This window comes from Salinispira sp. (genome assembly GCF_059431795.1).
In genome coordinates, this window is sequence record NZ_JBXWXS010000002.1 from 78,986 (window position 1) to 94,185 (window position 15,200).

The window sequence follows — 15,200 nt, forward strand, 5'->3', positions numbered from 1 at the left end:
TATGAACCTCACGATACGACAACGCCTTACAGGTATTTTAATGATCACGTTTATATCCCTGGCGCTTATTGCGTTGGGGATTATTTTTATTGCACAGCAATCGGAACGGGATCTGGTCTTTGAAAAACTCTCCGCAATCCGGGATATCAAGGCATCCCAGGTTGAGAATTATTTTGAGCAGATCTCCAATCAGATCGAGGCAAATGCGGAAAACCTGATGGTGATCCAGGCCATGGAGGATTTCAGGAGAGAGTACGAAGAGCTTCGAGACAGTCCTCCGGACAGACTGCTGGATATGCGCAGGCGGGTATCTGAGTATTTGCGGACCGAGTATCTCATGCGTATTCCCGAAACTGTCCGTCCAAGCGAAACCAGCCGCCTGCTGCCGAGGAATGTGGCATCATTTATTCTCCAGGAAAGATTTCTTGTCAACAATCCCAACCCTGTGGGAAATAAGGAGAATCTGATTGATCCGGGTATTGACGGATACGACCGCTCCCACTCCCGCTATCATCCCGTGTTTAGATCGTATCTTGAAAAGTTCGGGTATTACGATATGTTTCTGGTGGAACCGGAATACGGAACCATTGTCTACTCGGTGGAAAAGGAAGCGGATTTTGCCACCGATTTGAAAAACGGTCCCTACACATCCAGCGGCATAGGCAAGGCATTTCAGTCAGCAATGAGCGGTGAAAAGGGAACCAGCTATCTCATCGATTTCCGCCCCTATCTTCCCTCATACGCCGCTCCCGCTTCATTCATTTCCACAGGGATTTACCGGGGTGAAGAGCTGATCGGCGTACTCATTTTCCAAATGCCCGTTGAGGAGATTGAGCAGGTGATGACCAGAGACCGCTCCTGGGAGCAGGAGGGGCTGGGAGCCACCGGAGAAACCTATATTGTGGGAACCGACCGGATGCTCCGTACCGAATACCGCATGTTCCTGGAACAGCCGGCGGAGTTCTATGAACTGCTGAATACCGAACTGGATAAAGGACCTCTGGCAACAGAAATTGCAAGCTTCGAAACTACCATTCTCCATCTGCCTATGCGGACCGATACGGTGGACCTGGCCCTTCAGGGAGAGAAGGGGGTGACCATAGGCGAAAGCTTCCGGCAGACCAATACGCTGGGGGCTTATGCCCCTCTGGATATTCCCGGGGTTCAATGGGTGGTTGTGGCTGAACAGGATGTGGATGAGGCCCTTGCGGCAGTTTTTAATATGATCCGGCTTGTTGCCGTCCTTGCTGCGGTTGTATTACTGCTGCTTATTCTCCTATTTGCGGCGGTGAGTCGGAGCATCTCCCGTCCCCTAAAGAGTACCGTAGAGATTCTCAGAGAGATTTCCCAGGGAAGGGGCGATTTGACAGTTCGACTGGATATCTCCCGCAAGGATGAACTTGGAAGTATGAGCAAATACTTTAATGTGTTTGTGGGTAAGCTGCAGGAAATTGTCAGCAATATTCAGGCCACAGTGGTTCAGGCGGATAATCTCTCGGATACTCTTCTGGCCAGTTCCGAGGAAAGTTCAGCCGCTGTGTATCAGATATCCCGGAATCTCAATTCTATATCCGATCAGGTAGCCGGGTTAGATGAACATGTGCATTCCAGTTTTCAGGCAGTTGAGGATATCCGGGGCATAGCGGGTACCCTCAGTGAAGCGGTGAACACCCAGAAAGCGGCTGTTGACTCATCCTCCTCTGCAATCGAGGAGATGGTTGCCTCCATTCAGTCGGTGAGCAGCAGTATCCGTGAACGCCGGGAGCGCAGCGATGAACTGCTGAGTATTACCCGGCTAGGGGGAGAGAATCTTGAGTCCACTGTGGATCTCATTACCCAGGTTCAGCAGGCTGCGGATAAAATTACCGAAGCCACCGAAATTATCCAGTCCATATCCGAACAGACAAACCTTTTAGCCATGAACGCCGCCATCGAGGCCGCCCATGCCGGAGACGCCGGCAGGGGCTTCAGTGTGGTGGCTGACGAAATCCGTAAACTCTCCGAAACTACCCGGGAAAACTCCGTGGTGATCAGTGAGAGCATTCATAGTTCCGTGGACCTGATACATCGAGCCATGGAATCCTCCCGGGAGACGGGAGATAGTTTTTCCGGAATACAGCAGGAAGTTGAACAGTTTACCTCTGTGTTTGGGGAAATCGGGGCCAGCATGGAAGAACTGAATCAGGGCAGCACCCAGATTCTGGACACCATCAGCTCGCTCACTGAAGTATCCACCCGGGTGGAAGAGGAAAGCACCCGGCTCAACCGGGGTGCTGAAGGTATTCACCGTAATGTCAGCAATGTTCTTGAAGTTTCAAGCTCCGTCTCCGGAAGCATCAGTGAGATTGATGCGGGCATAAAGGAAATTCGGGATTCAACCAATGAATTAGCCCGGCTGGGTCAGGAAAACCGAACTCAGCTTCAGAACATTCGCAGCCAGGTGGACGGTTTCAAAACCCGGCAATCGGAAACTGATGCTCAGGCCTCGGAACATGACCCTCAGCCCACAGATGGCAGCCAGCCTGAGATAAAGGAGGGCGGCCTGCCTAAAGTGAAGGATGGCATCCAGCCTGAGATAAAGGAGGGCAGCCAGCCTGAGATGAAGAAGGGCGGCCATCCTGAGATGAAGGAAAGCAGCCAGTCAGAAACGGGCCCCAAAGAGAAAACAGAAGCGAAAGCGGAGCCTAGAACACAAAGGAAACCGGAGCCTCAATCAAAAGAAGGGACAGACCCTTCCCCAGATTGATACCGGATGCCCCTTTAAAAAAACCGGGGGCCGCCCCCCATCCTGAAAAAAGCGCCCCCCCACTATACCAGTGGGGTGAAAAATCGGCTTTGAACAGGAGGTGGGTATTCAGCCCCGACCTAACCCTTCATGATCCCCCCGAAGCAGTCCCGGATGGGAGAACGGCATCCGCACCGGTAATTCCTCATTACCCTTTCTGAGGTTCTTTTTTCATGAAGATCAGTACAACGACCAGCGCTGCAAGCGCCAACCCCAGGGTGGGAATGAAGGCCAGACGGTAGGATCCGAAGGCGCTGCGGATCTCGCCGGAAATGAGGGTGCCCAGGATGGCGCCTACACCGTACGCGGTGTACATTATTCCGTAATTTTGGCTGTAATATTTCGATCCGAAAAGCACCGTGGTGGCCGCAGGAGCAATAGCCAGCCATCCACCCAAAAGCAGCCAGAATACCGCAAATGCCAGGGAGAACAGAACGGGCGATCCTTCGGGGATAATCAGCATCAGTCCCGAAGCTGCTGCCACCAGAATCGCTGCCAGAGCGATGCTGTTTCGTGCTCCGAATTTGTCGGTAATGCTTCCGAATAACGGGCGTCCCAGACCGTTGAAAACTGCCATGACACTCACAAGAATTGCCGCCGCCGGGCCGGTGAGACCGGCAATCTCCTGTGCCGCCGGCGATGTTATGCCGATTACCATAAGTCCGCTTAAGGTACCGATGACGTAGAGAGACCAGAGCACGTAAAATGACGGCCGTCTCAGCATTTCGCCGGGGGGCACATCTTCCTGCTGACTGTGCTGGTGGGAAGAGTTCTGAGCATCAGTTTTGGGGTACACCAGGAACTGTCCCAGTACGGCGATGATAACGAAGAATGCCGCCCCAAGAATCCAAAAACTGGAGAGTACCCCCTGCGAAAGAATGAGATACTCAGCCAGAGGGGCGGTAATAAACGGAGACAGCCCGAAGCCCACCAGGGCAATCCCCATTGCCAGACCCTTCCTCCGGGGAAACCACTTCCCTGCAACCGCAAGGGGTGCACCATATGCGAGACCCACCCCAACACCTCCAAGAGCGCCATAGGCTGCTACTATTACCGTGAAGCTGCCGGAGATTCCGGCGATCACCCACGCGCTGCCTAAGAGGACGGCACCGATGACCGTGGTAAGGCGGGGTCCGATCTTTCCAATGACCCAGCCTCCCAGAGGCATGCTGAAGGCAAACATGGCAAGAAATATCATGTAAGGGAGTCCGCTCTGGACTGCAGTGAGGGAAAACAGCTCCTCCATGGGGGTGCGGAATACACTCCATGAATAGATGGTGCCCATGCAGAGATTAATCAACAGGCCGGCGCCTACACGCAGCCAGCCTTCCAGCGATTGGTTTTTCATTGCAAAGCTCCTGTGTACTAAGACCCCTTCAAACCTGTTCTTTGAAAGGGCCTTTGCTGAATGTGGTTCGGGAAAAACTCTGACCACAATACTCGTAATTCCCTCTGAAATCAAGCTTAAAGGAACTGAAAAGCAGAGGAACGCTTCTGTATCTCCAAACAGGTTTTTCGTGAAAAAGGCAGAGGCAATTTTAAAAATGGTCATTGAGAAATTGCCAAAGCCTCGAGAAATCAGGTACTATTGATGGAATACATACATGGTGTATATCGATCCCATTTTGAGACTCTTCCAAATTGCACTGTTGAAAGAGTCTTTAATGTGAATATGTATACGGAAGACCCGAACCTGTTTAAAAAAACGGGAAAATATGGAGGTGGGTATGAAGCGCGTAACAATTCAGACGGCGGCGGTTCTTGCGGCTGTTATTTTGGTTTTCGCCGGTTGTGCCGGGGAACAGAAAAGTGTAACCGTGGGAATTTCCAAAATTGTGGAACATCCTGCATTGAATGCGGTTGAACAGGGCATTAAGGATGAAATGGCGGAGCTGGGTTATGATGATATCAGCTTCGATGTGCAGAATGCAGCGGGAGATATGAATACCGCCGGTCAGATTGCCAGCAAATTCCTCTTCGATGATGTGGATATTGCCGTTGGAATCGCCACTCCCACTTCCATCGCACTGGCAACAGCTATTACCGACCGGCCGGTGATATTCACTGCGGTTACCGATCCGGTGGATGCAGGGCTGGTGGATGACCTTGAAACGGGGAAAAATAACGTTACCGGTGTAAGCGATCTCACCCCGGTGGCTGAGCAGATAGATCTGATCATCGAACTCACCGGTGCACAGAGCATCGGGACGGTTTACACCTCAGGGGAACCCAATGCGGTAAAACTGGCGGAATTGGCGGAAGAAGCGGCAACTAATCGCGGGCTGGATTTCGTTTCCACTACCATTGCTGATTCAGGGCAGGTGAAACAGGCAGCTGAAGCGATCATGGACCGTGTGGACGCGGTGTACGTATCAACTGACAATACGGTGTTCTCCGCACTTCCTGCACTCATTGAGGTGGCGAACCAGAACAATGTGCCGGTAATTACCGCAGACCCTTCAAGTTTCACCGATTATGATGTTCTTGCTGCCTATGGCTTCGATTATTATGCCATGGGCCTGGCCACCGGACGGCTCATCGATGAGGTGCTGGAGGGAGCGGAACCTGCGGATCTTCCCACCCGATTTCTCACCGATCCGGAAGATCTGCTGCTGGTGCTCAATCTGGATGTAGCTGAGCGACTCGGCATCGATGTTCCTGAAGACGTGATCCAACGGGCGGGCTCCATTGTCCGAGACGGTGAAGTGGAATAATGATACAGACCATCCTGGCCGAAGGGCTGGTATACGGAATTATGGCGCTGGGAGTGTTTATCAGCTTCCGGCTCCTTGAATTCCCGGACCTCACCGTCGACGGCAGCTTCCCTCTGGGGGCTGCCATTTATGCTTCCGCCATTGTGGCCGGTCTTCCCGGACCGCTTACCCTGGCGCTGATTATTTTTGGCGGTTTCGCAGCCGGTACGGTGACAGCACTGATTCATACCAAGCTCAAGGTGCCCCATCTGCTGGCGGGAATTCTTACCATGACCATGCTTTATTCGGTGAATTTGCGTGTGCAGGGAAACCGTCCCAACATCAGTTTCCTTAAATACGATACGCTTCTGGATGGGGTGCAGGCTCTCCTGCCGGGCTTAAGCCGGGGTGCGGTAATTCTCATTGTCTTTGCAGTGGTGGTGCTGGTGGTGAAGCTGATTCTCGACCTGTTCTTTCACACTGATATGGGACTCACCATGGGCGCCATGGGGAGCAATGAGCAGATGGTGAAAAGCCAGGGTGTGAATCCAGAGACCCTGAAAATTATCGGGCTGGGACTTTCAAACGCCCTGGTAGCCCTATCTGGGGCCCTGGCAAGCCAGTATCAGGGTTCGGCGGATGTGAATCTGGGGAGGGGAATTGTGATTGCCGGTCTTGCTTCGGTGATGATCGGCGAACTGGTGCTCCGCTCCAACCGGATATGGGTTCTCACCCTCAGGGTGATCGTGGGCTCCATCCTTTTCCGTTCGCTCATGTTTCTTGCCAGACGGGCGGTGTTTATCCAGTTGCGGCCCAGCGATCTCCAGCTGATTTACGGTCTGTTTATCGTGGGGCTTTTACTATATACCCGGGTTCAGGAGGATCGGCGGCAAAAAAAAGCGGCCGGTATTGCCCTGGAACATGCACTGCAGGAAGAATTTCTGCCGGATACCGATGCTAATGGGACTCAAGCTAGACCTTCCAAGGAGACCGATACATGATACAAATCTCCCATCTCAGTAAAGTGTTCAACCCCGGTACTGCCGACGAGCATACCGCCATTCACAATCTGAATCTGGATGTCCGGGAAGGGGACTTCATTACCATTATCGGTTCCAACGGAGCGGGAAAGAGCACTCTCTTTAATCTGATATCCGGAACCCTTCCCCCGTCCCGGGGAACGGTTCAGTTAGGCGAACAGGACATCACCCGGCTTGCGGAACACCGCCGGGCGAAATATATCGGAAGAATCTTCCAGAACCCCACCATGGGTACCGCCGGAAACATGACACTGGAGGATAATATGATGATAGCCTCCACAAAGGGATTCAAAGGGCTGAAAATATCTCTGAACGATACACGCAGGGAGTATTTCCGCAGTCAGCTTAAACGTCTGGATATGGGTCTGGAACATCGGCTTAAGGAAAACGTTGAACTACTTTCCGGCGGTCAGCGGCAATCGGTCACCCTGCTGATGATGGTTCTCAGTCAACCCCGCCTCATTCTGCTGGACGAACATACGGCGGCCCTGGATCCCCGGAATGCCGGCAAGATTCAGGAACTGACCAGGCAGTTCGTCTCCGAGTTCGGTCTCACCTGCATGATGATCACCCACAACATGCAGCATGCCATCGATCAGGGCAACCGTCTGCTGATGATGGACCAGGGGCGGATTATCCTGGATGTTGAAGGTGAAGAAAAACAGCGTCTCACTGTCTCTGATTTGGTTGAGCGTTTTCATGCTGTAACCGGAACCGAATTTGCCCGGGACGATGCTCTTCTTGGAGAATAGGAAATGTAATTCTCTTATTTTGCCCGGAAACGGGTAAATATACTGTAAAATATTGAAATAACTGCAGCATTGGTCTACATTCTCTTCTGTGGAAGGCGGCGAAGCTCTGCCAGGGGCCGCCCTTTCCGAGGAGGGATCAATTCTTCGGGTCGATACACGTCTAAAAAAGCATCTGCTGGATAACTACTCCATAGGCGAACACGAGCTGGATATGCTTGTGGACGATATCAGCGAGTACTGGAATTGCAGCCTTCAGGAGTTTGTGGTTCAGCGGCATGGTGAACTCCAGCGTTCTGGGCTTTCCAACACGGAGATCTACCGCCGGATTGAACAGGAACTGCCCCAGCGCCGATTTACGGCCCCCCCTTTGAGCATCCGGCAGATCCGCCGGATTATTTATGGATAAACCAATCAGGAGAAAGATATGTGCGGAATTGTAGGCTATTGCGGCCCGAGAAAGGCCATGCCGGTGTTGATGCAGGGACTTCGTCAACTGGAATACCGGGGCTATGACTCATCGGGTGTGGCCCTGCTCCAGGGTGAAAGCATCAAGGTGATAAAAAAACAGGGCAAGTTGAACAACCTTGAGCAGGCATTGCCCTCCCGGTCGGCCAGCAATCTTGGCATCGCACACACACGCTGGGCAACCCACGGCAGAGTGTCTGACGAGAACTCCCACCCCCATGAAAGCGCCGACGGCAGCGTTGCGGTGGTTCATAACGGAATTATCGATAACTATGTTGCGTTGAAGGATGAACTGATCGCCAAGGGGTACAGCTTCCTCAGCGAAACAGACTCGGAGGTTCTGGCCCACCTCATTGAAGATTACCTGAAGCAAAACCCGGAAAAACCCGAGGAAGCGGTGAAGAGTGCATTGCGACGGATTGAGGGAACATACGGTATAATCGTTTTATTCCGGGATCACCCGGATCTTTTAATCGGAGCTCGAAACGGAAGTCCCCTGATTGTGGGAGTCGGCGAGAAAGAGATGTTTCTTGCTTCCGACGCCACTGCGTTCATCGGTTTATCCCGTCAGGCCATATATCTGGAAGACGGTGAAATGGCAATTCTTACACCCAAACAGTATAAGACTATCAACCGTCAGGATCGGGAGGTTGAAAAGACCGTCGAACAGGTGGATATTGACGAAACCCAGGCCTTGAAAGGGGAGTATGACCATTTTCTGCTGAAAGAGATATTTGAGCAACCTACAGCGGTGAGCCGGGCCATGGGTGAGGGTGGCCGCCTTCTCCACGATTTCGGCACCGCCAAGCTGGGGGGGCTGAACCTTGATAAGCGGGATTTCTTCGATATTGAACGGATTCATGTGCTGGCCATGGGAACCGGATATTACGCCGGCTGCGTGGGCGGTGCCATGATCGAACATCTGGCAAGGATTCCCGTGCAGGTGTTCGATGCTTCGGAATACCGGGTGAGCAATCCCATTGTGAAACGGGATACCCTCTATCTGGCAATTAGCCAAAGCGGCGAAACCGCCGACACCATTCTCGCGGTGAAGGAAGTTCAGAATAAGGGCGGCAGGGTGCTGGGCATCGTGAATGTTGTGGGTTCAACCCTTGCCCGGCTTACCGAAGGCGGGGTGTACACCCATGCGGGGCCGGAAAAATCGGTGGCCTCAACCAAGGCATTTACCTCCCAGGTAACCGTTATGGCATTGCTGGCGCTGCTTCTGGGGCGGATGCGGGACGTGCCGGTTCGCCGGGGCAAGGAGCTGGTGGATGCCATGATGGAGCTGCCGGATAGGATTCATGAGACCCTGGGTCTCAGGGACAGAATTAAGGAAATTGCGGAGAAATATAAAGGGTACGGCAGTATGCTCTTCATGGGACGGGGTAACTACTATCCCATCGCCCTGGAAGGCGCGTTGAAGCTGAAAGAGATCAGCTATATCCATGCAGAAGGATTTTCCTCCGGAGGCCTGAAACACGGACCCCTGGCTCTCATATCTCCCCACATGCCCTCCCTGTTTATTGCCATGGAAGGGGATTTTCTTGATAAGGATATTGGGAATATTCAGGAAGTGCGGGCACGGGAAGGCAAAGTGATTGTCCTCACCGACTCGGATGATCCCCGGCTCGAGGATCTGGCAAGCGATATTATCAAAATCCCCGCCACCGATGAGGTGCTTGCACCCATTGTGGCAGTTGTACCTCTCCAGCTATTCGCCTATTACGTCGCCCTGGGGCTGGGGCGGGAGATCGATCAGCCCCGAAACCTGGCCAAGAGTGTGACGGTGGAGTAGGCTTCCTATGACAGGAAATTCGGAGAAACTGATTCCCTTGAACTGGAATCAGTTTCCTCTGGATTGATCCTGGAAAGATGTTGTCGTAAAGTTCAATGCCACGGTCACTACACGATCTCTTTCATTGAAACATATTCCGGACAGGCAGGAATATCGATATGAACTCATCATGAGATTTCATGATGAAGGTTTTTCTGACAAAGAAATCTCAGACTATCTCAACAAGAAAACACCTCTCCGACAGGTCTATATTATTACCCGAAAGTCGTTTGGGTTTCCCGGAAGCAACTGAGGGGCCGGAAGAATCGGAAATTAGATTATCATCTTCAGATTGGACCAATGAGGTTCTATTTGATGATAGACAGTTACGCTTTGGTGGTTCCAACGATGGGGCCATCTGTTATTAATTATGTATAGAATTGATGTGTGATTTTTTGTCACGTATAATGATGATACATAAAGGGGGTAATCAGTGGACTTCTCTATTTACACTTCGGCTCAGATTGAAGAAATCAGGAATATGTTTGTTAAAACATTTACAGATTCAGAAGGAGAAAGTGAAGGTAATTTAATCGGCGATTTGACTCACGATTTTATGACATATACAAAAAATGAAGATCTATATGGTTTTGTGGCGATGGATGATAAGAAAATTGTCGGGTGCATCTTTTTTTCACGATTGACGTTCGAAAACAAAACCAAGGCATTTATTTTGGCTCCGGTGGCTATCCATACAGATTATCAGGGGCAGGGAATTGGTCAGGAGTTGATCAATTACGGTCTTAAAAAACTCAAAGATGAGGAAATTGAAATAGTTGTTACCTACGGAGACATCAATTTTTACTCAAAAGTTGGATTTCAAACAATAACCGAAGACATCATTGCGGCACCTGTAGAATTATCATATCCCGAGGGATGGTTGGCTCAATCATTGCTCGGCAATACACTTCATCCGATACCTGGCAATACATATTGTGTGGAAGAGATTAATAAACCCGTATATTGGTAAAATGGAATTCTATATCGGACATCACATGAAAGAAACGGAGATTGAGGAGTCCGGGGCCGGATCCTGCAGCCCCAGGGTAAAGAACGGGGCCGAATTACCCAAGCGTGTTCGGGATAAACAGAAGTCGAAAGGTGATTTTCAATGGGGAGATGAAGAGTGAGCGGAGTCGTTTACGTTCAACTCTGGGGTATCAAAGTCGGTTCCCTGGGATATGCTCCGGACAACCCCGCATAGCTTCGTTCGAATACGAACCGGGGTTTATGGAATCCCGTATCCAAATCGCCCCTGTCCATCTAAAGTATCCTCCGAGCCGTTTTACTTTCGACGGGATTAGTTTTAAATCATTCCAGGGTGTTCCCGGCTTTATTGCGGATTCTCTGCCGGACAAATTCGGCAGCCAATTGATCGACATGTATATGGCCGAAAAAAATATACCGGCATCTGAGGTTACCACGCTGGACAGACTTTCATATATAGCGGACCGTGGTATGGGTGCCTTGGAATATAAACCCGGGGAAACTCTTCCGCTGCAGCGTTCGGCGTTGGATGTACAGCAACTTTCGGAACTGGCCGACCGTATTCAGCAACGTCAATCAGCATTGCATGGAAACCTGCTATCAACTAATGAACGGTCTGCTGCGTTAACCATGATTCGGGTCGGATCCAGTGCGGGAGGTGCCCGCTCAAAAGCCGTGGTTGCGAAATCAAGTACAGGGAAGCTCTTAGATGGGACGGTAAACCATGGACCCCATTACACGTACTGGCTTCTCAAATTCGATTCAAGTTCCAATCAGGATATGGACAAAACGGATCCCAGGGGATTGCCCGTCCTTGAATATATTTACAGCCTGATTGCCCGCAAGGCCGGTATCAATATGCCAAGGACAGAGCTCATTGATGATTCCAAGGACCGACATTTCCTGATAGAGCGCTTTGACCGCATAATCAGAAACGGAAATATTCAGGCGAGCCGTTTTTAATGTTTTTGGAAGGAACCAGGATGATCATACCAAGAACACCGGGTTTCTCATGGATAGGGCCGGGCAGTGGAGCCTTTCTCCGGCTTTCGATTTGACATATGCATATGATCCGGCAGGTAAATTCACAGGTAATCATCAGTGCTGACTGAACCGGAAAAATAATGATTTCCTGTACGAAGATTTCCTGCAATTTGACCGCTATTGTAATCTCAGCGATAAGAAGAGCCGAGAGATAATCGACCGGGTGGGTGAAGCGTTTTCCCGGTTCTCACAATTGGCGGGAGAACATCAATTATCCAGAAATTTGCGTGAAACGGTGGAATCCAACCTACGATTAGGATTACTTTCAAAAAAAGTATGGAAGGGGAGGTAATGGCTATGGACGAACCCGGGGAACATGATTCACATAACAATCACAACGACCATCATCGAATGATGATTCGGGACTTTCGGCGCAGGTTTTATATTACTCTGGTGCTGATGATCCCGGTACTGGGTATGGCGGAACTGATTCAGGAAGCGTTGGGATATTCCTTGAGCTTTCCCTCAGACGGATATGTGGTGTTCGGATTATCCACAGTCATTTTCTTGTACGGCGGATGGCCTTTTCTCTCTGGTTTGGTGCAGGAGCTGAAGGTCAAAACACCGGGAATGATGACGCTTATCGGTCTGGCGATTTCCGTGGCGTATGTATACAGTTCGGCGGTAACCTTCGGTCTTGAGGGTTCTCCGTTTTATTGGGAGCTTGCAACCCTTATTGCCATTATGCTTGCGGGCCATTGGATAGAGATGGCTTCGGTTCTCGGAGCGTCCTCTGCCCTTGAGAAGCTGGCCCAGCTTATGCCCTCTGAAGCCCACCGCAAAACCGATGACGGAGTGGAAGATGTGTCTCTGTCTGAAATCAATAAAGGGGATATTCTGGTTATTAAGCCGGGGGAAAAGATCCCTTCCGACGGTCTGGTAATCGAAGGATCCAGCTACTTGGATGAATCAATGCTCACCGGTGAGTCGAAACCGGTGGGAAAGGAAGCCCGGGATGAGGTGATCGGCGGATCGGTGAACGGCGACGGTTCCCTTGAAGTATGGGTGGAACACTCGGGAGACGACAGTTATCTTTCTAAAGTAATTGCTATGGTGAGGGACGCTCAGGCGGCGAAATCCAGAACCCAGGCTCTTTCGGACAGAGCTGCCTTCTGGATTACCATTATCTCCATTACTGTCGGCCTGACGACTCTCGTTTCCTGGCTGCTGTTGGGACAGGATCTTCAGTTTTCCATCGCACGAATGGCCACCGTAATGATTATCACCTGTCCCCATGCTCTGGGGCTGGCGATTCCCCTGGTTGTTGCCCAGTCCACCACTAAATCCGCACAGAACGGATTGCTTATCAGTAACCGCACTGCCTTTGAGAACGCCAGAAAAATTACCGCCGTTGTATTCGATAAGACGGGAACCCTCACCGAGGGAAGTTTTGAGGTAACATCTGTGGACGTGTACGATTCTTCTTCCAGGAGCGAAGCGGCCGGAGATTCCATGGGCGAAGCGGCCGGAGATTCCAGGAGCGAAGCGGCCGGAGATTCCATGGGCGGGGCAGAAGACCGGACCTCAGAGAAGAGTGATGGGGAAAAAGAGATGCTTGCTATTGCCACAGCATTGGAGGGGGGGTCCGAGCACCCCATTGCCAAGGGCATTGTGTCTTATGCTTCTCACAAAGGGGTCCACATCTCTTCTGCGGAGAATTTTCAGGCCCTGAAAGGGAGAGGGGTCTCGGGTACCGTATCCGGCAAAGATGTGAAGGTGCTGAGTCCAGGGTACCTGAGAGAGAAAAATCTGAGCGTTCCCGAAGGTGCTGAGAAGCAGGGCGGTGTTACCCGGGTATTTGTAATTGTGGATGACGATCTAAGGGGATCCATTGCCCTTTCGGATACTATCAGACCGGAGTCCTATCAGGCGGTGCGGGCTCTGCAAAAACGGGGTATTAAATGCTGGATGCTCACCGGTGACAACCAGGAGACCGCAGGTGCAGTTTCTGATCAGCTGGGCATGGACGGGTTTTTCGCCGAGGTGCTGCCCGATCAGAAGCAGGGTAAGATTAAAGAGCTTCAGAATCAGGGTGAATTTGTTGCCATGACCGGCGACGGAGTGAACGATTCGCCGGCTCTGGCCCAAGCACAGGTGGGAATAGCCGTGGGCTCGGGAACCGATGTGGCCGCCTCCTCCGCAGATATTATTCTTGTGAACTCAAATCCTTTGGATATAACCTCCCTTATTCTGTTCGGCCGGGCGACGTACCGGAAGATGGTTCAAAACCTGATCTGGGCCACAGGTTACAACGTGGTGGCCATTCCCCTGGCTGCCGGGGTGCTCTATGGCACAGGATTTATTTTGTCACCGGAAGCGGGGGCAATCCTTATGTCAATATCCACAGTGGTCGTTGCCATAAACGCAAGGCTTCTTCGGGTGAATCGGGAGGAGCTTCAGGTATCTACGGTATCCGCCAGCCGGAACGATTCCCGCTGAATAAATCGGGGCTGCAGGATCAGCTGTTGGGGAGTTGAGCCCCCGTCGAGCTGACACAGTATCCGTTCGGCTGCAAATTCGCCGATCTCCTGCAGGGGCTGATGGAAGGTTGAAATTGATGGAGTGGTGAAGGGTGTGAACTCTTCATTATTGTCGAATCCGCAAATTTCGTAATCCCGGGGACATATCATCCCCCGTTCAGCTGCAGCACGCATAAAGCCGATTGCCGAAGCATCGTTTACCGCAAAAACTGCGGTGAAGGGCGGAAGTCGCTCCCATATTTCCCTGGTGGCCGCGTATGCGCTGCCGGCGGTGAAATCGCCTCTTATAATTCTCTCCTCGCCGCAAGAAATTCCATGGGTGGCCAGTCCGTTGATGAATCCGGATTTTCGCTGAGAAGCTGAGTATGAGGTTGGGAAGGCATCGATAAACAACGGCTTTCGGTGATGCTTATCGGAGAATGCTTCAGCCATATAGCTGCCGGCACTGTAGTTATCTACTATAATCTGATTGACGTCGGGAGTGTGTACATCCCGGTCGATGATCACCAGGGGGTCTCCGCCTGCCCGGAGCTGATCCATGAGAAGATCATCTTCACGGGTGACCAGGGGAAAATGAATGTATCCTTCTATTAAGTTATTTCGCAAAAAATCGCTCAGTTCATGGAGCGAACTATGATAATTGGCATCCACATCCCGGGTGTAAAACACCGAAGTATAGTACCCTTCTCTGGTTAAGCGGTCCTCGATTGCCTGGAGGATCTCCCAATAAAACGGACCGTTGCCCGGTAGAATTATTCCCACCGTATAGCCCTTCCCAGTTTTCAAACTTCGGGCAAAAAAATCAGGACGGTAATTGAGCTGGGTTATGGCATGCCGAATGGAATCAGCGGTGGCCGGTGCCACCAAATCAGGATTGGAGAGAAAACGGGATACGCTTGCCGAAGATACCCCTGCCAGTGTTGCCACATCTTTTTGGGTTGCCATTGAGGGTAGTGTAAACCAAATGTATGGGAATTACAGCATGTATACGTATACATTTTTTGTTGACAGCTAAATGATGTGGGCCTACAATTATGAAAATTATCCCGAAATACTTGGCATCATCCCGGTAACAATCGGTGATATGGAAGATATTTCGATGTATACGTATACACAA

The 15,200-nt window shown here is 51.2% G+C and carries 13 protein-coding genes; 11 read left to right on the top strand and 2 right to left on the bottom strand.

Annotation, left to right across the window (positions count from 1 at the left end):
- The first annotated feature begins 1 nt into the window (after position 1).
- Entirely contained in the window at positions 2-2,746 is a 2,745-nt protein-coding gene (locus AC52PS_RS00855) for a methyl-accepting chemotaxis protein (protein WP_495561132.1), read from the top strand.
- A 187-nt stretch (positions 2,747-2,933) separates the two neighbouring features.
- Here AC52PS_RS00855 and AC52PS_RS00860 read toward each other — a convergent pair whose 3' ends face one another.
- The gene (locus AC52PS_RS00860; protein ID WP_495561133.1) at positions 2,934-4,133 is read right to left on the bottom strand and encodes an L-lactate MFS transporter; all 1,200 of its coding nucleotides are present in this window, start codon (positions 4,131-4,133) and stop codon (positions 2,934-2,936) included.
- A gap of 379 nt (positions 4,134-4,512) precedes the next feature.
- On the opposite strand from AC52PS_RS00860, the gene AC52PS_RS00865 reads away from it, so the two are divergent.
- The 10 genes from AC52PS_RS00865 (at position 4,513) to AC52PS_RS00910 (ending at position 14,042) form a co-directional block, all read left to right on the top strand.
- A complete protein-coding gene (locus AC52PS_RS00865; RefSeq protein ID WP_495561134.1) occupies positions 4,513-5,499 on the top strand; it encodes an ABC transporter substrate-binding protein in 987 nt (328 codons plus the stop codon).
- Positions 5,499-6,479 (top strand): ABC transporter permease, encoded by a 981-nt coding sequence (locus AC52PS_RS00870; protein WP_495561135.1) that lies wholly within the window; start codon positions 5,499-5,501, stop codon positions 6,477-6,479. The genes AC52PS_RS00865 and AC52PS_RS00870 overlap by 1 nt, the downstream gene beginning before the upstream one ends.
- Positions 6,476-7,270, top strand: a complete 795-nt coding sequence (locus AC52PS_RS00875) for an ABC transporter ATP-binding protein (protein ID WP_495561136.1) — start codon at positions 6,476-6,478, stop codon at positions 7,268-7,270. Before AC52PS_RS00870 ends, AC52PS_RS00875 begins: the two co-directional genes overlap by 4 nt.
- 88 nt (positions 7,271-7,358) lie before the next feature.
- A complete protein-coding gene (locus tag AC52PS_RS00880; protein ID WP_495561137.1) occupies positions 7,359-7,676 on the top strand; it encodes a hypothetical protein in 318 nt (105 codons plus the stop codon).
- An 18-nt stretch (positions 7,677-7,694) separates the two neighbouring features.
- Positions 7,695-9,533: a glutamine--fructose-6-phosphate transaminase (isomerizing) gene (glmS, locus tag AC52PS_RS00885; RefSeq protein ID WP_495561138.1), complete on the top strand. Its 1,839-nt coding sequence runs from the start codon at positions 7,695-7,697 to the stop codon at positions 9,531-9,533.
- A gap of 472 nt (positions 9,534-10,005) precedes the next feature.
- The gene (locus AC52PS_RS00890; protein WP_495561139.1) at positions 10,006-10,542 is read left to right on the top strand and encodes a GNAT family N-acetyltransferase; all 537 of its coding nucleotides are present in this window, start codon (positions 10,006-10,008) and stop codon (positions 10,540-10,542) included.
- A 1-nt stretch (position 10,543) separates the two neighbouring features.
- On the top strand, positions 10,544-10,702 hold the full coding sequence (locus AC52PS_RS00895; RefSeq protein WP_495561140.1) for a hypothetical protein: 159 nt from the start codon (positions 10,544-10,546) through the stop codon (positions 10,700-10,702).
- Positions 10,692-11,522, top strand: coding sequence for a type II toxin-antitoxin system HipA family toxin (locus AC52PS_RS00900; protein WP_495561141.1), 831 nt, complete (start codon positions 10,692-10,694; stop codon positions 11,520-11,522). Before AC52PS_RS00895 ends, AC52PS_RS00900 begins: the two co-directional genes overlap by 11 nt.
- The gene (locus tag AC52PS_RS00905; protein ID WP_495561192.1) at positions 11,500-11,667 is read left to right on the top strand and encodes a HipA domain-containing protein; all 168 of its coding nucleotides are present in this window, start codon (positions 11,500-11,502) and stop codon (positions 11,665-11,667) included. The genes AC52PS_RS00900 and AC52PS_RS00905 overlap by 23 nt, the downstream gene beginning before the upstream one ends.
- 227 nt (positions 11,668-11,894) lie before the next feature.
- Positions 11,895-14,042: an HAD-IC family P-type ATPase gene (locus tag AC52PS_RS00910; protein WP_495561142.1), complete on the top strand. Its 2,148-nt coding sequence runs from the start codon at positions 11,895-11,897 to the stop codon at positions 14,040-14,042.
- Here the strand turns inward: AC52PS_RS00910 and AC52PS_RS00915 are convergent.
- A complete protein-coding gene (locus AC52PS_RS00915) occupies positions 14,000-15,028 on the bottom strand; it encodes a LacI family DNA-binding transcriptional regulator (protein ID WP_495561143.1) in 1,029 nt (342 codons plus the stop codon). The two genes, AC52PS_RS00910 and AC52PS_RS00915, sit on opposite strands and share 43 nt — an antisense overlap.
- Between the last annotated feature and the right edge of the window lie 172 nt (positions 15,029-15,200).

Excerpts from the sequence above, each read along its gene's own strand:
- AC52PS_RS00855 (WP_495561132.1), top strand. The coding sequence starts at position 2 with ATGAACCTCACGATACGACAACGCCTTACAGGTATTTTAATGATCACG.
- AC52PS_RS00860 (WP_495561133.1), bottom strand. The coding sequence starts at position 4,133 with ATGAAAAACCAATCGCTGGAAGGCTGGCTGCGTGTAGGCGCCGGCCTG.
- AC52PS_RS00865 (WP_495561134.1), top strand. The coding sequence starts at position 4,513 with ATGAAGCGCGTAACAATTCAGACGGCGGCGGTTCTTGCGGCTGTTATT.
- AC52PS_RS00870 (WP_495561135.1), top strand. The coding sequence starts at position 5,499 with ATGATACAGACCATCCTGGCCGAAGGGCTGGTATACGGAATTATGGCG.
- AC52PS_RS00875 (WP_495561136.1), top strand. The coding sequence starts at position 6,476 with ATGATACAAATCTCCCATCTCAGTAAAGTGTTCAACCCCGGTACTGCC.
- glmS (WP_495561138.1), top strand. The coding sequence starts at position 7,695 with ATGTGCGGAATTGTAGGCTATTGCGGCCCGAGAAAGGCCATGCCGGTG.
- AC52PS_RS00895 (WP_495561140.1), top strand. The coding sequence starts at position 10,544 with ATGGAATTCTATATCGGACATCACATGAAAGAAACGGAGATTGAGGAG.
- AC52PS_RS00900 (WP_495561141.1), top strand. The coding sequence starts at position 10,692 with ATGAAGAGTGAGCGGAGTCGTTTACGTTCAACTCTGGGGTATCAAAGT.
- AC52PS_RS00910 (WP_495561142.1), top strand. The coding sequence starts at position 11,895 with ATGGCTATGGACGAACCCGGGGAACATGATTCACATAACAATCACAAC.
- AC52PS_RS00915 (WP_495561143.1), bottom strand. The coding sequence starts at position 15,028 with ATGGCAACCCAAAAAGATGTGGCAACACTGGCAGGGGTATCTTCGGCA.